A 17,661-nucleotide genomic window follows, 5' to 3' on the forward strand; every position below is an offset into this window, starting at 1 on the left:
TGGGCCTTGCTTAGGTTTAACTTAACTATTTTTGATATAATGGCTAGTGAACTAACTTGAAATGAGGTGCACGTGATGTTTTCCGTTTCTTGCAGACATTAAACTTACGAATTCTGCTGATAAAAATACGCATATTCTGACAAACTACATTGAAAATTTCGACTGGAACAAGATGATTTCAAGCTTTCTTTCAACCATTTTCTCCCTCGCTGTAATTTCGGTTTTGTTCTTCTTGATTCATTCAATCGGCAAAAAGCTGATCAAAAGAAGCTTTGCCGGAGCTCGTGCCAAAAGCAGCACCGTTTCTCGAGGAAGACTCGAAACGATTTATACTCTCAGTCAAAATATTTTCCACTACTGCATTTTATTTTTCTACCTGTATGCAGTTTTGTCCATCTTTGGCGTTCCTGTCAGCACGCTTCTAGCCAGCGCCGGAATCGTCAGCGTTGCCTTGGGCCTTGGCGCCCAAGGACTCGTCAGCGATGTCGTCACTGGATTTTTCATTTTGCTTGAACAGCAATATTCAGTTGGCGATGACGTCAAAATCGGCACGATTGAAGGAACTGTTTCAGCAATCGGACTCAGAACGACTCAAATCATCGGCTATGACGGAACGCTTCACTTCATCCCAAACAGAAGCATTACCATTGTCAGCAACATGTCTCGCAATGACATGCGCGTTTTGGTCGATATTCGGCTCGATCCTTCAAAAGACGTGAACGAAATGAAAAAAATCATTGCGGATGCAAACGAAGAACTCGTTCCGACACTGGAAGATCTGACTAAAATGCCGCAAATTCTCGGAACAGTTGACCTCGGCTCCGGAGATCTTGTCCTGCGCGTCGTCGCATACGCCAAAAATGGTGCCCAGTATGCCATCTCACGCACCTTGCGCGATCGCTATCTCGACGATTTGAAAGAACATGGCTTCAATATCCCGACGTCACCGCTTTCTTTGACAAAATAGCTTTTTCTGTTGAAAAACGATGCCTCAATCGAAAAACCGGATCAGATTTGCAATCAATCGCAAATCTGATCCGGTTTTTTGCGTATGCATGACAATCGCCTTCCAAGATGAAAATAACCCCAAAACAGTTTGGCGGTAAATTCGACTGATGGCTCAGCGTGCTGATTTATCAGGCGCTGCATTTGGCAAAATCACTGCCGTTTACGGACACGTCGATAAAAATGAGCATTTGTCCATAAATGGCTTGCTCATGGCGATTACGGACAAAATGGGCAAAACCAGCCGTTTGTCCGTAAAAATTCAGACGTTTCGGACCGATTTTACGGACAAATGCTCCAAAAAGCGGCTTTTTTCCGTAATTTTGCATGAGATTTTGGCTGGATTAGTTGAGCAGCACTGTGTTTAAAAAATGCCGGACAAAATCAGTCACAAATCGACCGTATTGTCCAGCATTTAATCAAAAGCCTATTTTTATAATTGCCGCTGACGATCTTCAAGAAAACCGATCATGGCACTGACGCCTTTTTGAATCGCTTCTTCTTTTGGCGCAAGATGTTCTGAATGCAGCGAATAAGGCGAATCTACGCCAAGCCAAAACATCGTTCCCGGAATCTTGGAAATCAAAAAACCGAAATCTTCGCCCGTCATGGCCGGCTTTGTTTCGATGAATTCAACGTCTTTATTTTCTTTCATGTATGAAATAAAGTTTTTCGTCGTTTCATCGTTGTTTTCAACCGGCAGATATCCGCCCTGATGCAGATCAAGTTCAAGCTCGCAGTCAAAACTTTTGGCCACGCCTTCTGCAATCGCGCGCACGCGTTTTTGAATCTTCAAATTGTTGACTTGAGTCAAAGCGCGAATCGTCCCGTCGATTTGACATGATCCGGCAATCACGTTGCCCGTCGTTCCCGCTTCAAAGTGACCAAGAGTCACGACGCCCGATTCAATCGGATCAATGTTGCGGCTGACGATCGTTTGAATCTGATTTACGAACTGAGCGCCGCAAACGACCATATCGTTTGCAAGATGCGGAAATGCAGCGTGTCCGCTCTTTCCGATGAACTTGGCATGAATTTCGCAGGTTCCGGCAAAAAGAGTCCCCATGCAGCAGCCGATTGCTCCCGCCGGAAGCTGCGGGTTGTCATGAAATGCGTAAATTTCATCAGGCATCCATTCGTCAAGCGCCCCGCTTTCGTAAAGCTGCTTGCCGCCGCTTGCATTTTCTTCTGCCGGCTGAAAAATAAACGTCATGTCGCACTTCGGCTGATGTTCTGCAAAATAGCTCAAAATACCCAGGCAGACGGTCATGTGAATGTCATGTCCGCAAGCATGCATCCGCCCCTTATGCTTTGATGAAAACGGCAAGCCGGTTTTTTCTTCAACCGGCAATCCGTCGATATCCGTCCGGTATCCGATCGTTGTTTGTCCTTTTGATCCTGTCAAATGCACGATAATCGCTGTTTTCCATGTTTTAATTTTCATGAAATCATGTGGAAATTTTTCAATAATTGCCAAAAGTATTTTTTGCGTTTCAAATTCTTCCATTCCGATTTCAGGAATCTGATGCAATTTTCTTCTGATTTCAATTAATTCTTTTTCTGAAAGTGCCATCTTCGTCACCTTTTCCGTATAAATATCTAAAAAAGCCCCATTGCAGGGGCCGCATTTCAAAAATATCAGAGCTTGCGCAAATCATCGACAAGTTCGATCTTGTCTTCTTTAACTTCGGAAACGTCCTTGACTTTCCTTGCGGGCATCCCCATTACGACCGTATGCGGCGCAACGTCTTTCGTCACGACGGCACCGGCACCGACAACGGCACCTTTGCCGACGCGAACGCCTTCCAAAACAACCGCATTGGCACCAATCAAAACGTCGTCTTCGATAACGACCGGTTGAGCAGAAGGTGGTTCGACCACGCCGGCAAGCACGGTTCCCGCACCAATGTGGCAGTTTGCGCCAACGATTGCGCGTCCGCCCAAAACGGCACCCATGTCGATCATCGAGCCCGGTCCGATTTCTGCGCCGATGTTGATTACGGCCCCCATCATGACGACTGCATTGTCACCGATTTCGACTTGATCGCGAATAATGGCGCCCGGTTCGATTCGAGCGTTGAATTTTTTCTTGTCAAGCAACGGAACGCCGGTATTGCGTCCGTCGTTTTCAACGTGATATCCGGTAATTTCAGAATGATTCTTTAAAAATTTTTCCGCATCTTTCCAGTCGCCGAACAAAACGCCGGCCTTGTCGCCAAAATAAGCATCGAGCTCTTCAGGAACCTCAAGCGAGGCCAGGTCACCTTTGACGTAGACCTTGACGGGAGTCTTCTTTTTTGATTCGGCAATTGTTTTGATGATGTCACGTGCATCTAATTTTGGCATCAATTCCACTTCCTTTGCATCATTTACTTATCATTATAACTTAAATCTGCTTTTGTGCCTATTTTTTCATCAACCAAATATTGTTTTTCAAGATTGTGAATCATGTAGTTGACGCTCTTCATGATCTCACGACGGGTTACGATTCCGGTAAAGCACCCTTCGTCATCAACGACCACCAAAAAAGGTTGATCGATGAGAAGATGCATGATTTCTTCAATGTTATAAGGCAAGGTGATTACCGGAACGTCTTTTTGCATCACTTCTTTGACTTTCATCCTGCTGAGTCTGCTCGGATCGATTCCGTTGAGTCCAAGCATCGTATCCGTAATCATTGCCAAGGAAAGCAAGCCCTTGAAGTGCTGTTCGCTGTCCAAAACGGGAATCTTGGCATATTTGACCTTGGTAAGCACGAGAAAAGCGTGATCCAAGTGATTGTCTTCCTGAACGTTTGCAACGATTTCAGAAGGAATCAGGAATTTGGATTCACGTTCTTCGATCATCCTCTGTGCAGCTTTTGCGATCATAATTTCACATCCCAAATTCGTTTATATTACCATTGTAGTTTATTTTGGCGAAAATAACATCAATAACGAGAATTCTTAGTAAAGATATAATTTTAGTGCCTTTTTCCTTATGCAAAAGAGCCGGCAATCTTATTGCATATTAATTATGCTTTTCCGTTTTCTTAAATTTTTCGCCAAAAATTGTTGAAAATCATTGAAAACCTTATTGACAATAGTTTTTTCTATGATTATTATTGTTAGAGTGTATCACTTATTTTTTATAAATTTTGGAGGATGAAATGACTTTTTCATTAGCAACAAGACTTGCCGCTGAATTTTTCGGCACGGCTATCATGATTATTTTGGGCAACGGTTCGGTTGCCGACGTTGAGTTAAAGGGGACGAAGGGAACAAAAAGCGGTTGGATCACGATCTCTGTCGGTTACGGTTTTGCCGTTATGATTCCTGCGTTGATGTTTGGCTCTGTTTCAGGCAACCACATCAACCCGGCATTTACTCTTGGCTTGGCTTTTGCTGGCGCATTCCCGTGGCACGAAGTACTTCCATATATCGCAGCTCAATTAATCGGGGCTGCAGTTGGTCAATTGGTCGTCTGGATCTGTTTCAAGCCTCACTATGACATGACGGAAAATTCCGATGCCATTTTGGGCACGTTCTCGACGAGCGATGCTACGGGCAACAAGCTCAACGGTTTTGTCAACGAATTCTTTGGAACGTTTACCCTGGTCTTCGGTGCTCTTGCAATCACGCACGCGCCAATCTTCGAACACGGCAACCAAGGCGCTGGCTTCATCGGCATCGGACTTTTGGTAATGGTTATCGTTACTTCGTTCGGTGGCCCGACAGGTCCTGCGTTGAACCCTGCTCGTGACATTGCGCCGCGTTTGGTTCACCAATTCCTGCCTATTCCGCACAAAGGCAGCTCACAGTGGGATTATTCATGGATTCCGGTCGTTGCGCCTATTTTGGCCGGCATCTGCGGTGCATTGCTTTATAAGGCTATCTTCGGACTTTAATGTTAACATTCAGACATCTGGGATCGAGATTTTTTCTCGGTCTCTTTTTTTGTTAAATGCAGTACTGCCGTTTCTCTGCATTTCAACATGGTGATGATTGGGTTTTGCTATAATTTCTGTTAAAATTCTGCTACAATATTAATATGATTACTGAAAGTGAAGGTGATGACCGTGTCAATTCGTTATGGTATCCTGGGTCCAATTGAATCTTCGAGCTGGTTCGTCAAAGCGGTAGCGTCGAATCCGAACAGTGAAATTGTTGCGCTTGCCTGCGAAAAAACAAAGGCAAAGCAAAATCTCATCAATGTCCCGGTTTTTGAAAGCTATTCGGAACTTTGCCAAAATCCCGACGTTGATGCAATTTTTGTTCCGACATCAAACGCAAATCACTATGAAGGAGCAAAACTTGCGCTTGAAAACAAAAAGCACGTTTTGATCGATAGCCCATTCACCAAACACAAAGTCGGGTCAAACGAATTGTTTCTGCTTGCTGAAAGACAGCGCTGCTTTTTGATGGAAGCACAACAGACAGTTTTTCTGCCGGCTTATGCCCGCATCAAAGAAATGATTGCAAATGAAGAAATCGGAACAATCTGCTACGTTGAAAGTCGCACCCACCTTCCATATGATGCTGCTTGGACGCGCTCGCTTGAACGAGGAGGCGGAGCATTAAACCTCGGAGGAGCTTATCCGCTCACCTTGATTCCGTTTCTCTTGGAGACTGAACCGACTGACTGGTCAGGACTTGGCGTCAACAAGGTCGGCGAAGCAGATACCCGCTGCACTTTGAACTTTCGTTGCGGAAACGTTTTGGTCAACAACGTCATCAGTCTTGACTTTGACCTTGACGACAAATTGACGATCGTCGGTACAAATGGCAAAATCGTCATTCAAAATTACCTTGATCCGGACGCCGTCATCGTGATGACGCCAAACGTAACCAAACGCTTGACGAACCAAAATGAGCTTGATGCAGGCATCAACGTGCTTAACCACGTTTCGGACTGCATCTCTTCCCAAAAAACGTCAAGTCCGGTTCTCACGAAAAAAATCACGGTCAAAACCGTTGAAATCATCAGCAGCCTTTATAGTCAATGGTATGGCGATCCGCTTAACTGATTTTAATTATGCCTATCCATCCCGTGACTTTAGTCATGGGATGGATAGGCTCACTATGATATAACACTTGTAGCTAGTAATTGACTTAGTAACTGCATCACTAAGAACCAATATCTAACAACTATTGATATATCATTCCTATGGCAACCTGGGAATGTAAAAGGCATTGGTAATTGGATAGTCACTGACCAAACAACTACGGCTGTTTGGTCAAACCATCTGTATCTATGCAAATTGTAGTTCAGATACTCAATATAAGGGTGTCTGCTCACAAGCCATCGACTTTAGCCGATGGTGGTTGACTGAATGCCGAACGAATGCAGTCGACTTTGACTGGATTTGTCCGGCATTTTTTGATACATGTATTTTGCCAAATGAAGCGCCGCTAAATCAGTGCTCCAAGAGTTTGCCGACAGACTCTTTTTAGTTGATTCCATCACAGAATAAAAATTGGGATGCATACGAAAAAACCGGATTGAATTTGCAATTAATTGCAAATCATCCGGATTTTCAATTGAGACATAGTTTTTTCAATCTCTTTTATTTCAGCATCTGATGCAGACTGGACAACAGAAAAACGATTGACGGAAGCAAATTGTTTAAGAAATGCAGCGAAATATTGGCTGCCAGATTTTTTTCCTTGTTGTACGTTGCCGCCAGAATAATTCCCATCACCACGTACATCAGCCAGCTGATGAAATTCGTCGATGAATGAATCGATCCGAAAATCAATCCGCTCAATAAAATTGCAAAAATCGGCTGATCGGTGAAGAAATAATCCATCAAAAATCCCCTGAACACCAATTCTTCAACCACCGGAGCAGCAATAGCAGTCATAAAGAACATCACAAAACTCGTATTCACCGAAATTTTGAACAGCTTTTCAATTGCTGCATCGTTTGCGGTTTGCTGCGTCATAAAAGATCCGATGATCATCTTGGCAGACATCAGAACGATGAATCCGATGATGATCGTGTTGATTTCTTTTCCCTTTGGTCTCCAAATGATCTTTCTTTCAGGATGTCGTCGTTGCAAATACGTAAACAGAATAAACGTCACTGCGACGTATCCTCCGATAAAAATCATCCAAGTCAAAATATAGACGATTGGCCCATTGACGTATTTAAGCAATAATTTTGGCAAAGAAAGCGCAAATTGCGGCAGCTCGATCAATCCTAACATTAAGCATAGTTTGATTGCGCGCCAACCATAAAGTTCTATTTTAGCCACTGCATTTTTCAATCGCATCACCTTTTTCCAATCAGATTTGATGTTTCTTTCAATTATATCATATCGCTTGATATGTAGCGAACATGCTGCCAAATTTACGTAAAATACCAATTTTTTCCGGTTTGCCCGTAACCGCGCACAAAACAACAAAAAAACAACCAAGGTCGAAACCTTGGTTGTTTATCTTAGTCATTTTTGAACAAATGCTTATTTATCCAAACGAGCATTGAGTTCTTTCGTCAATTCTTCATAGCCGGGACGACCGAGCAAAGCAAACATGTTCTTCTTGTATGCTTCAACGCCTGGTTGGTTGAACGGATTGATCCCGTTCAAGTAGCCGGAAATGCCGACAGCAACTTCAAAGAAGTAGATCAAGTAGCCAAGCGTGTAGGCAGTTTGATCAGGAATATTGACGATCATGTTAGGAACATTGCCGTCCGTATGTGCCAAAACAACGCCCTGCATAGCTTTGTCATTGACAAAGTTCATCGTGCGTCCTTCAAGATACTTCAAGCCGTCAAGATTTTCTGCTTCTTTTGGAACGTCCGTATCATGCGTCGGGTTGTCAACGTGAATAACAGTTTCCATCAAATTGCGACGACCTTCCTGGATGTATTGTCCAAGCGAATGAAGGTCCGTTGAGAAGTTTGCTGAAGAAGGATAGATGCCCTTTTGATCCTTGCCTTCTGATTCGCCCATCAATTGCTTCCACCATTCGGAGAAGTATTGCAAAGATGGTTCGTAGTTTTCAAGGATTTCTGTCGTGTAGCCCTTGCGATACAAAATGTTGCGGAATGCGGCATATTGATATGCTTCATTCTTTTCAAGGTCGTAGTCTGAATAGTCGGCACGTGCATCTGCAGCACCTTTCATCAAATCATCAACGTTTGCACCGGAAACGGCAATCGGCAACAAGCCAACCGGAGTAAGAACGGAGAAACGACCACCGACGTCATCCGGAATTACGAAGCATTCGTAGCCTTCTGCGTCCGCTTCCGTCTTAAGAGCGCCGCGAGCGCGATCCGTAGTTGCGTAGATGCGTTCCTTTGCGCCTTCCTTGCCATACTTTTCAATAAGCTTTTCCTTGAAGACGCGGAATGCGATTGAAGGTTCCGTTGTCGTGCCGGACTTGGAGATAACGTTGACGGAGAAGTCTTGGTCATCAACAAGATCCAGCAAGTCGTGAACGTATGAACCGGAAATTGAGTTGCCGACAAAGAAAATTTGCGGTGCGTTGCGCTTTGCAGCAGGAAGCAGGTTATAGAATTGATGATTCAAAAATTCAATTGCGGCACGTGCACCCAAGTATGAGCCACCGATGCCGATAACGATCAAAATCTCGGAATCGGATTGAATCTTCTTGGCAGCTTTCTTGATGCGATCGAATTCTTCCTTGTCATAATCAACGGGAAGATCGAGCCAACCGCGAAAATCTGCGCCGGCACCCGTGCCTTTGCGTAATTCTTCGTCACAAGCCGTGACCATTGCCTGCATTTCGCCCAATTCATTATCTTGAACGAACTTCTTCAAATTTGAACTATCAAATGAAATATGTGCCATTATCCAGTCTCTCCTTTTAAATTTTATCTACGCTTACAATTATACTATATTATTCGATTTTTAAAAGTAAAAATCGCCGATATCTTAAGATTTTTACTTAAAAATCCTTATATTTTTTGTAAAGTTTATGTCAAATCCAGTGTTCACATATCCAGCATAAAATTAAAATGCCATTATTTAAGCATCCCTAAAATGATGCTTCCGATGATTACCAAAATCGATCCAATCGTGACATAACCCATTTCTTTTTTGGTCTTCTTTTCGCCAAGCAGGAAAATCGAACCAAACGTCGAAATTACGATTCCGGATTGGGAAAGCGAAAAACTGATCGCAAGTCCGACCAATGTCGTTGCCTGGAACATGCAAAAGTTGCCGGCACCCCAGAAAAGTCCCGTCAGCATGTTTTTGTACATCGGTTTTTCAAACGAGTTCTTGCGATATGAAAAGATGAAGCCGCCAAGAACCATTCCGACCGCTTGCGGCAAAATCATTGCCTGGGTATTGACGCTAAAAAGCGTTACCACAACGGTATAAAGCAAAAAACCGATCGTCGAAATGATTATGGTCTTTGCCCCTTCCGTTCGATCTTCTTTGATTCCGTCATCGTCAGCTTTGCTCTTGTCGCGCAAAGACGTAAATACGACGCCCAAAACCAAGAACAAAAGCGCCAAAAAACCGAATCCGAGCTGTCTTGTCGTCGTCCATTCATGGAAAAAAATAGCGCCTGCAATTGTCGTCGTCACAAGCTGCGCACCGGTCGAAATCGGAACTGCTTTAGAAACCCCGATGGCCTTCATTGCCTTAAATTGGTTGTTTTGCCCCAAGCACCAGCAAAGTCCGGAAACGATTCCGACGGCCCAAAGCTTAAACGAGTTATATTGCAAAAAATGCTGAAATGAAAAAATCGTCGTGACGATGGCAAAAATCAATGCGCCAAACGTCATTCCGAGCGTCTGCTGATGAGCGTCGCCGCCCATCTTTCCGCTGACAAGTCCTATGCTTCCCCATGCAAGCATGGGAACAAGTGCAATCCACATTATTCTCTTTACCTCTCTTATATAAAAAATTCTCTTTGCTATAACATTTTAACAATAACATCTATTAATTTTCAAGATTATGTTCTTGAAAGTCTATGTGCTTTTGATGAGTTTTCCTATCATCAACTTTTCCTGGCTGATTTTAAAGTTAACTATTTTCTAAGATATCAGCGTTTGATTGACTATCCCGAAATATTAGGAGTAAAATTGTATCTTAGGTTTAGACTCAAAGAAAGGACGGTTTGCGTTTGTGAGCTGGACAAAATTTAGAAATTTCATGAATACGCGCTGGGGCTTTTTTACGCTCTGCGCATTCCTGTTCTGGGCCAAAACAATCTTTGTTTACTTGGTCGACTTCCACTTAGGGGTCAGCGGAATTTATCAATATTTCGTTTTATTGATAAACCCGATTGCGACGACTCTGCTGATTTTTTCGATTGCCCTTTACATTAAGCGAACATTGCCGGCATATCTGTGTTTGTTTTTGCTTTATACGGCAAATTCAGTGCTGCTTTTGATTTCCGTTATTTATTACCGTGAATTCACCGATTTCATGACCATCAACGTCATCTTCGGCTACTCATCCGTTTCTCAAGGCTTGAGCACGAGTTCATTTTCAATGATTAAACCACAGGATATTGCCATTATCGGGGATCTGATCGTTGTTTTGATCTTGCTCCTGCTTAAAAAAATCAAACTTGACGAACGCCCGATTGTCCGCAAACAGGCTGTCGCCATGACGTCGTTTTCATTATTCTTTTTGATGCTGAACATTACGCTTGGAGAAATCGATCGTCCGCAGCTTCTGACGAGAACGTTCGACCGCAACTATCTTGTAAAGTATTTGGGAATCGATACTTTTACCGTTTATGACGGACTTAAGACAGCCAAAAACAACCAGGCAAGATCAAATGCTGACAGCTCGGATTTGAGCAAGGTGATTTCCTATACGCAAAAAAATTATGCGCATCCTAACCCAAGCATGTTCGGAATTGCCAAAAACAAAAACATCATCGTGATCCACCTTGAAAGCTTTCAGCAGTTTTTGATCAACTACAAACTCAATGGCAAATCCGTGACGCCGTTTTTAAACAGTTTGTATAACGGAAAGGAAACCTACAGTTTTTCAAATTTCTTCAACCAGGTCGGTCAAGGAAAAACTTCGGATGCGGAAACGATGCTTGAAACGGGCGCATTCGGGCTGCCGCAAGGATCGCTATTCTCTGCTTTGGGAACGGACAACACCTTTGAAGCGGCACCAGCCATCTTGAACCAGCAAAGCGGCTATTCCTCCGCTGTATTTCACGGAAATTCAGGCTCGTTTTGGAATCGCGACAACGTTTATAAAAACTTTGGCTACCAAAATTTCTTTGATGCGAGCTATTATGATACCGATTCGGAGAATTTGACCGAGTACGGTGTCAAAGACAAACTGCTTTTCCGAGATTCCGTTAAATATCTTGAACATCTGCAGCAGCCGTTTTATGCGAAGTTCATTACCGTTTCCAACCACTTTCCGTTCGTGATTGATTCGCAAAACAAAACGTTCAAGGCTGCCGATACCGGTGACAGTTCGGTCGACAATTACTTCGTGACTGCGCATTATCTTGACCAGGCCGTTAAAGAATTCTTCGATTATCTGAAAAAATCAGGCCTGTACGAAAATTCCGTCATCGTCATTTACGGCGACCATTACGGAATCTCCAATTCGCGCAACTTGAAACTTGCTCCTTTGCTTGGAAAATCCAGTTCGACGTGGAGCGACTACGATAATGCTCAGCTTCAGCGCGTGCCGTTTATGATCCACATTCCCGGCATGACGGACGGCAAGGTTCTTGATACCTATGGTGGTGAAATTGATGTTTTGCCGACGCTTCTTCACCTTGTCGGCATTGACACCAAAAAGTACTTGATGTTTGGTTCCGACCTGTTCTCAACCGATCATAGTCAAACGGTGGCCTTTCGCAATGAAAACTTCATTACTCCACATTATACCGTTATCGGAAATACCATTTACGAAAACGGAACCGGCAACGTCGTCACCCACCCGACTGATGAAGTCAAAGAAAAAATTGACCGAGCTCAAAAGAAAGTCAGCGAAAAACTCGCGCTGTCAGACTCGCTCAACAATCAAAATCTTTTGCGTTTTTACGTTCCTGAAGGTTTCACGCCGGTAAATCCGGCAGACTACAATTACAAAAATTGCTATGGCAAGCTTTTAGATTTGGAAAAGACTCTTGGCAACAATTCCAAGAGCTTATGGCATCAAAACGGTGACAAATCTACTTTAAACGATTATGAAACCGATGCTCCGGAAGTCGATAACAGCGATTTTGAAAAAGCCAACCTTGAAAGCGCAAATAAAAAAGCATCATCTGAGGATTTGCCTTCGGCGGCATCATCTTCGTCGTCCTCGGCATCATCAGACACGAGCGTTGCAACCTCAACCAAATAATTTGACAATAAAATATGCCTCAGTTTAAAAGAGTCTGGGAAAAAAGTCTCTTTTATCCCTTGAGTTAAACGAAAAGCCGGACGAATTCGGTCGATTTGCGACTGAATTCGTCCAGCTTTTTTAAATGCAGTCTGTTCCCAGATATCAAAATTGAAAAAAATGCCGGACAAAAGCAGTCTTAAATCTACTCCCTTGTCCAGCGTTTCGTTTAATCAAGAGGGACTGCCTCAAAATCTCAATCGCGACTATCGACAACGACGCTGCCGTCATCTTGCGGCTGATCGCTGCCATCGCTTGCAATCGCCTCACCAGGAAACAGCAAGGTAAACGTTGTTCCCTTGCCCGGTGCGCTGTCAACGCATACTTTGGCATGGTGAAGCTGTAAAAGCTGGTGAACGATGGCCATGCCGATGCCTGATTCGCCATATTTGGCAACCTTTCGAGACGGATCGGCCTTGTAATATCGCTCCCACATATTGCTGATTTCCTCATCGGTCATCCCGATTCCGGTATCAGCAATGCTGATCATCGTATCGTTGCCATGCTTCTCTCCGGAAATCGTAATCGTGCCGTCTCTTGTGAACTGCACGGCATTCTTTCCGATGTTCGTGATGATTTGAATGAAACGATCCTTATCGGCATAAACGTTAAGCAACGGAGGAAGTTTGACGATGAACCTGTCGCCAACGTCTCCGGCCATTTTATGCAACTGACTGACAACGTCATTAATGGCTGACGTCGCATCGAAATTGGTCTTGGCCAAAACAAGCTCGCCTGACCTGCTCTTTTCATAATCAAGATTTTCATTCACAAGCCTGATCAAACGCGTCGTTTCTTTTCTCATCAAATTAATGCATTGTTCTTGATCTTCTTCCGGCAATGCGCCATATGCCATCCCTTCCAAAAGACCATTGATCGTCGTCAGAGGCGTCCTCATTTCATGAGCTGCATTTGCCATCAGTTCATGTCTTCGTTGTTCCTGACGCTCGATTTCGACTTGAGATTCTTTTAACGACCGGGTCATCAGGTTAAAGTCTTCAGCCAAATCATCCAACTCATCATGATGACATGTATCAATCTGCACATCAAAATCGCCGTTGGCAACCTGTCTTGTGGCTCGTTGAATCTTAGTGATTCTGTTCGTAAAATAATGCGTCAAGACAAAAATGACAATCGTTCCCAACACGACTGCGGTAAAGAACGCATATAGCAGATTCCGTTTGATTTCTTTTAAGTTTTCCTCAATCCCATTCATCACGGTTCCAACCGAAACGACCGCCATCAAATTTCCTTTGATATCAAGATACGGTTCATAGATGTTTGTCAGCTGACGATTTGAGTCCTTGAAAAATCCTCGCGAATCGCTCGTTTTTGCTCGAACGGACTGGCCTCTTTTCAATTTGGACCAGCATTTAGAACTGATCTTGGTCGTTGCTTTCTTGGAATCAGGAAAAATGAGCTTATCAGGTTCCGTATAGATCCTGATTTTAATGTGACGCCCGGAAAGCATCTGTTCCGTAATCACAAGTTTTTTCTTATCGACAACGACTTTCGAATCTTTTCCCTGTCTGATGTCCATTGCTTGAGTCTTGACCGCATAAGCATAATCTTGTAATCTGTCCCAGGTATTCTGATAAAACATGGAACGAGAAAGCCCCAAAAAGGTCATGCCCAAAGTAAGCAGCGTAATGGTAATCATTAAGAAGAATGCCAAGAACTGCTGATAGAACATTTTCATTTATCAGATACTCCAGAATCATCAAATTTATATCCGACTCCCCATACCGTTTGAATAACTTGCGGACCAGCTTTTTCAATCTTTTGTCTCAGTTTCTTGATATGGGCATCAACCGTTCTTTCATCCCCATAATATTCATAATCCCAGACCAATTGAAGCAGCTGATCCCTTGAAAATACCTGACGCGGCTTTTGCGCAAGCGTCTTGAGCAGATCGAATTCCTTTGGCGTCAAATCGTTGATTGGCTTGCCGGAAAGATATGCTTCGCGTGTTTTTGAATTGAGTTTGAAATGAGACGTCACAACATCGTAGCCGTCATTGCTTTCTTCAGCCACGATGCCGTTCTTTCCAAGCGGTGGCATCTCTGCACGACGATGAAGCGCTTTGATTCTTGCAATCAGCGTAATCGGTGAGAACGGCTTGACGATATAGTCATCAGCGCCCATTTCAAGTCCCAAAACCTGATCCGATTCGGAATCCCTGGCGGTTAAAATAATAATCGGAACAGTTGGCGAAATCTTTCGTAATTCGGCATTGACCTGAAGTCCGTCCATTCCTGGCAAATTAAGGTCAAGCGTTATCATATCCCAGCTTTCCGGATCTTTTTTGAAAATGTCAATTGCCTCAAGTCCGTCATAAGCATATTCAACGTCCCACTTCTCCTTTCGGAAAAACATCGACATCATTTCTGACACTGACTTGTTATCTTCTATCATTAACAATTTCATAGATAAAACCGCTCCCCACGTGTAAAAATTTATTATTGCACACTTTTTTAAATAAAAACGACGACAACATACAGTCAGTTGCACATCGTCGACGTTCGTCATATGGAGATGGCGGGAATTGAACCCGCGTCCAAGCATATCGCAACTCAAGCTTCTACGCCCATAGTCACACTATTTAAGTTTCATCAATAGCAAAGCCGTGCAACCAGGCACACACGATTGACTAACCTGATTATTCTCTTCTCTTGGCTTCAGATGGGAGCCTTGAGCGTAAGTCCACTTAATTTAAGACTCGCTGACAGCACATGGACGATGTTGGGCGAATCTACGCCCGCTGTTTTTTAGGCAGCTAAAGCGTAAGAATAGTTGTTATTTTTTGCAGTTATATTTAACTGAGCGTTTTAGGGTAGACGCAACCTACCAGACGCAACTTGAGCCCGACCTATACCTGTCGAATCCTAAACATCCCCATTGATTAACTTCATCATAGCATAAAATGTCAATAAATGAAAGCTATTTAAATTCAAAAATAGCATATTTATACTTAAAACTCAACAAAATATTTCCACGAATTTCCCAAATTTCAAAAAGAAGATAAATCATCTTCATTTTCATAAAAAAATTATCAAAATAATTACTTATTCTTTTACATTGGTTCAAACAACTACTTGCGCCAACAGATATCTTTTAATCAAAAAAGAGGCTTGGAAAAAATCTGCCTCAAATTAAACCCCCGGATGATTTGCAATTAAGCGCAAATCTAATCCTGCGTTTTGCGTATGCGTGACAAGCAACTGACATGATGGAAATATCCAAAAATAATTTGGTGGTAACTTTGCCTGATGGCTCAGCATGCTGATTGAACAGGAGCTGCAGTTGGCAAAATCACCGTCGTTTACGGATACATCGATGAAAATGGAGCCTTTGTCAGTGATTAGCTTGCTCGAAAAAAGGCGATTACGGACAAAATGGACAAAAATGGCCGGTTGTCCTTAAAAATTAAGACGTTTCGTTTCGGACCCGGTTTTACGGACAAACGTTCCAAAAAGCAGCTTTTGTCCGTAAATTTGAGTGAAATCTTGGATAGATTGGTTGAGCAGTACTGCCGCTTGAAAAAAGCAGTTTTTTCGTTGAAAATTAAAAAAGACGAACAAAGTCAGTCGCAACCCGACCTCCTTCATTCGTCTTTTCGTTTAATTCAAGCGGAAAACAGAACTTTTTCCCCAGCCTCTTTTCTTTTTGCTTATTTCTGACGTCGCCATGAAATCTTCGCCAAACGTCCGAACGATTCATCAAAATTTTTTAGTACACGATGACCGGTTCTTTAACCTCCAAGAGATTATAGATTGGTGCGGCCTGATCAGCCTTCAGATTTACGCAACCGCCCGACCCGTCATTGATATAGGCTTTCTTATCCCAGTTCCTGCGCCACGAAGCATCGTGGAAACCGCAGCCGCTGCTGGTAAACTGTGCCCAGTACTTGACTTTGACCTCATAGTTTTCTTTTCCGGATTCGCTGCCCTTGAGAACCGACGGGCTTTGCTTGTACATTATGTACCAGACGCCGCGCGGAGTCCCTTCGTTAGCGCTTTGCTTGCCCGTCACGCAGTCCGCTGAATAAACCTGCTGACCGTTTTTGTACAACCAGACCTTTTGTTCCGAAATCGAAACTTCGGCATATGTTCCGCCAATTCCGCCATTTTGCGTCGTCGCATAGCCCGTTCCGTAAGTATAGTATCCTTTGCCATAAATGTCTTTTTCGGCCTTGATTTCTTTGGTGCCGTTTTGCCAAGCAGTTTCAATGCTGTCGACCGCATCATCCTTGCCGATTTCCCAGCCATAAGTACCGGCCGGAACGCTGACCGTGCTTCCGCCGGTCGTTTTAAACGCCAGCGGCTTGTTGAGCGTTGCCTGTGCCGCATTGATTTCATCAATCTTGTTTCTGAGTCCCGTGTCGTCATAGCTGTATCTTCCGTTGATGACGCGTGCGGAATTCAACAGCTCGGCAGCCTTCATTTCGTAAGTCTTGCCCTGAACGTTATAGGTCGTCTCCTTTTTGGCAAGCGAATCGAGCTTTTGCTTTTCTGCTTGAACAACCTTGCTTGATGCCGCCAATGGCTGCAAGATTCTTTCTTTTAAATGCAGAGTCGAATCAGCAAGATGCTTGTCATACTCCTTCATGATTTTCGGCACGTCGTACTGCGTTCCTTTTTCTGCCGGAACAATCGAAACCTTGCCGTCCTTCATGACGGCATATGCGTCGATCGCGGCTTTTCTTTTCAAGTTTGCCTTGGTCAAAGCGTCCTTGACTTTCTTTTTCAATTCCTTCTTTCGATAATCGCTGACGTTGCTTGGGGCAACCTCGTAATTTTTTTGAACCGAAGACGGAACGAACGTAAATTGTTTCTTCAAAATTTTTTCGATCTTGCCATCGTCTTTTGAAGAAAAACCTGCAGAAGTCTTTTTGCCGCGATAAATCACGTCATTTCCAACATAAACCGTGTTATCCAGCGTAACGTTTTTCAAGTGATCGGCAGCATCTTTTGCCGTCATTTTTCCCACGCTGATGCCGTTGATCGTCACATTCTCATTGAAATGATGCGCCTGATAATACCACATGCAGCAAAGGCCGACCACAAGCGCTGCGACAATCGACCACAGTCCTATCTGGAGTTTTTTTGTACTCTTATCCATATATATCTCCTTAATTATTACAGAAATATTACAAGTACCATAATATAACAAACACACATTCATATCAAGTTGCAGGTTTTCATTAAACAAGATAAATTTGAATTAATGCTTGACATTGTAATTTAACCAAACTATAATTGAACCAACATCAACGGAAAGGAAGAACAGTTATGACAGAATCAGTAATCAACTTGAATACTCGTTGGCAA

At 43.4% G+C, this 17,661-nt stretch carries 15 protein-coding genes and 1 other RNA gene; 5 read left to right on the plus strand and 11 right to left on the minus strand.

Features of this window, described 5'->3' with window-relative positions; translation table 11 throughout:
• Positions 1–172: 172 nt before the first annotated feature.
• Positions 173–967, plus strand: a complete 795-nt coding sequence (locus LRC_RS07760) for a mechanosensitive ion channel family protein (protein WP_014073879.1) — start codon at positions 173–175, stop codon at positions 965–967.
• Positions 968–1,115: 148 nt separating this feature from the next.
• Positions 1,116–1,373, plus strand: coding sequence for a hypothetical protein (locus tag LRC_RS11655; protein WP_014073881.1), 258 nt, complete (start codon positions 1,116–1,118; stop codon positions 1,371–1,373).
• Between the two features lie 65 nt (positions 1,374–1,438).
• Here LRC_RS11655 and LRC_RS07770 read toward each other — a convergent pair whose 3' ends face one another.
• The 3 genes from LRC_RS07770 to cbpB form a co-directional block, all read right to left on the minus strand.
• The gene (locus tag LRC_RS07770) at positions 1,439–2,578 is read right to left on the minus strand and encodes an N-acetyldiaminopimelate deacetylase (RefSeq protein ID WP_014073882.1); all 1,140 of its coding nucleotides are present in this window, start codon (positions 2,576–2,578) and stop codon (positions 1,439–1,441) included.
• A gap of 65 nt (positions 2,579–2,643) precedes the next feature.
• Entirely contained in the window at positions 2,644–3,351 is a 708-nt protein-coding gene (gene dapD / locus LRC_RS07775) for a 2,3,4,5-tetrahydropyridine-2,6-dicarboxylate N-acetyltransferase (RefSeq protein WP_014073883.1), read from the minus strand.
• 23 nt (positions 3,352–3,374) lie between these two features.
• Positions 3,375–3,875: a cyclic-di-AMP-binding protein CbpB gene (gene cbpB, locus LRC_RS07780; RefSeq protein ID WP_014073884.1), complete on the minus strand. Its 501-nt coding sequence runs from the start codon at positions 3,873–3,875 to the stop codon at positions 3,375–3,377.
• Between the two features lie 278 nt (positions 3,876–4,153).
• On the opposite strand from cbpB, the gene LRC_RS07785 reads away from it, so the two are divergent.
• Positions 4,154–4,891 (plus strand): MIP/aquaporin family protein, encoded by a 738-nt coding sequence (locus LRC_RS07785; RefSeq protein ID WP_014073885.1) that lies wholly within the window; start codon positions 4,154–4,156, stop codon positions 4,889–4,891.
• A 165-nt stretch (positions 4,892–5,056) separates the two neighbouring features.
• Positions 5,057–6,010: a Gfo/Idh/MocA family protein gene (locus LRC_RS07790; RefSeq protein WP_014073886.1), complete on the plus strand. Its 954-nt coding sequence runs from the start codon at positions 5,057–5,059 to the stop codon at positions 6,008–6,010.
• Positions 6,011–6,294: 284 nt separating this feature from the next.
• On the opposite strand, the gene LRC_RS11275 is transcribed toward LRC_RS07790, so the two are convergent.
• The 4 genes from LRC_RS11275 to LRC_RS07805 all read right to left on the minus strand — a co-directional run bounded on the left by LRC_RS11275 (position 6,295) and on the right by LRC_RS07805 (position 9,837).
• On the minus strand, positions 6,295–6,447 hold the full coding sequence (locus LRC_RS11275; RefSeq protein ID WP_167317001.1) for a hypothetical protein: 153 nt from the start codon (positions 6,445–6,447) through the stop codon (positions 6,295–6,297).
• A gap of 103 nt (positions 6,448–6,550) precedes the next feature.
• Positions 6,551–7,240, minus strand: coding sequence for a CPBP family intramembrane glutamic endopeptidase (locus tag LRC_RS07795; protein ID WP_243469552.1), 690 nt, complete (start codon positions 7,238–7,240; stop codon positions 6,551–6,553).
• Positions 7,241–7,447: 207 nt separating this feature from the next.
• Entirely contained in the window at positions 7,448–8,800 is a 1,353-nt protein-coding gene (locus tag LRC_RS07800; protein ID WP_014073889.1) for a glucose-6-phosphate isomerase, read from the minus strand.
• 173 nt (positions 8,801–8,973) lie between these two features.
• A complete protein-coding gene (locus LRC_RS07805) occupies positions 8,974–9,837 on the minus strand; it encodes a GRP family sugar transporter (RefSeq protein ID WP_014073890.1) in 864 nt (287 codons plus the stop codon).
• 250 nt (positions 9,838–10,087) lie between these two features.
• Here LRC_RS07805 and LRC_RS07810 point away from each other — a divergent pair, with 250 nt between their 5' ends.
• Positions 10,088–12,292, plus strand: coding sequence for an LTA synthase family protein (locus tag LRC_RS07810; protein ID WP_014073891.1), 2,205 nt, complete (start codon positions 10,088–10,090; stop codon positions 12,290–12,292).
• 235 nt (positions 12,293–12,527) lie between these two features.
• Here the strand turns inward: LRC_RS07810 and LRC_RS07815 are convergent, their stop codons facing one another.
• The 4 genes from LRC_RS07815 to LRC_RS07830 all read right to left on the minus strand — a co-directional run bounded on the left by LRC_RS07815 (position 12,528) and on the right by LRC_RS07830 (position 17,452).
• Positions 12,528–14,030, minus strand: coding sequence for a sensor histidine kinase (locus tag LRC_RS07815; RefSeq protein ID WP_014073892.1), 1,503 nt, complete (start codon positions 14,028–14,030; stop codon positions 12,528–12,530).
• Positions 14,027–14,758 carry a response regulator transcription factor gene (locus tag LRC_RS07820; protein WP_014073893.1) on the minus strand — a complete coding sequence of 244 codons (732 nt, stop codon included), beginning with the start codon at positions 14,756–14,758 and terminating at the stop codon, positions 14,027–14,029. The genes LRC_RS07815 and LRC_RS07820 overlap by 4 nt, the downstream gene beginning before the upstream one ends.
• A 100-nt stretch (positions 14,759–14,858) precedes the next feature.
• Positions 14,859–15,228, minus strand: a transfer-messenger RNA (tmRNA) gene (gene ssrA, locus LRC_RS10700).
• A gap of 832 nt (positions 15,229–16,060) precedes the next feature.
• Positions 16,061–17,452 carry a L,D-transpeptidase family protein gene (locus tag LRC_RS07830; protein WP_014073895.1) on the minus strand — a complete coding sequence of 464 codons (1,392 nt, stop codon included), beginning with the start codon at positions 17,450–17,452 and terminating at the stop codon, positions 16,061–16,063.
• Between the last annotated feature and the right edge of the window lie 209 nt (positions 17,453–17,661).

Source organism: Ligilactobacillus ruminis ATCC 27782 (genome assembly GCF_000224985.1).
Taxonomy (GTDB): Bacteria; Bacillota; Bacilli; order Lactobacillales; family Lactobacillaceae; genus Ligilactobacillus; species Ligilactobacillus ruminis.

Bases quoted from the DNA above. Each gene is read 5' to 3' on its own strand.
- LRC_RS07760 (WP_014073879.1), top strand. From the start codon at position 173: ATGATTTCAAGCTTTCTTTCAACCATTTTCTCCCTCGCTGTAATTTCG.
- LRC_RS07800 (WP_014073889.1), bottom strand. From the start codon at position 8,800: ATGGCACATATTTCATTTGATAGTTCAAATTTGAAGAAGTTCGTTCAA.
- LRC_RS07830 (WP_014073895.1), bottom strand. From the start codon at position 17,452: ATGGATAAGAGTACAAAAAAACTCCAGATAGGACTGTGGTCGATTGTC.
- LRC_RS11275 (WP_167317001.1), bottom strand. From the start codon at position 6,447: ATGGAATCAACTAAAAAGAGTCTGTCGGCAAACTCTTGGAGCACTGAT.
- LRC_RS07805 (WP_014073890.1), bottom strand. From the start codon at position 9,837: ATGTGGATTGCACTTGTTCCCATGCTTGCATGGGGAAGCATAGGACTT.
- cbpB (WP_014073884.1), bottom strand. From the start codon at position 3,875: ATGATCGCAAAAGCTGCACAGAGGATGATCGAAGAACGTGAATCCAAA.
- LRC_RS07820 (WP_014073893.1), bottom strand. From the start codon at position 14,758: ATGAAATTGTTAATGATAGAAGATAACAAGTCAGTGTCAGAAATGATG.
- LRC_RS11655 (WP_014073881.1), top strand. From the start codon at position 1,116: ATGGCTCAGCGTGCTGATTTATCAGGCGCTGCATTTGGCAAAATCACT.
- LRC_RS07770 (WP_014073882.1), bottom strand. From the start codon at position 2,578: ATGGCACTTTCAGAAAAAGAATTAATTGAAATCAGAAGAAAATTGCAT.
- LRC_RS07790 (WP_014073886.1), top strand. From the start codon at position 5,057: ATGACCGTGTCAATTCGTTATGGTATCCTGGGTCCAATTGAATCTTCG.
- LRC_RS07785 (WP_014073885.1), top strand. From the start codon at position 4,154: ATGACTTTTTCATTAGCAACAAGACTTGCCGCTGAATTTTTCGGCACG.
- dapD (WP_014073883.1), bottom strand. From the start codon at position 3,351: ATGCCAAAATTAGATGCACGTGACATCATCAAAACAATTGCCGAATCA.
- LRC_RS07815 (WP_014073892.1), bottom strand. From the start codon at position 14,030: ATGAAAATGTTCTATCAGCAGTTCTTGGCATTCTTCTTAATGATTACC.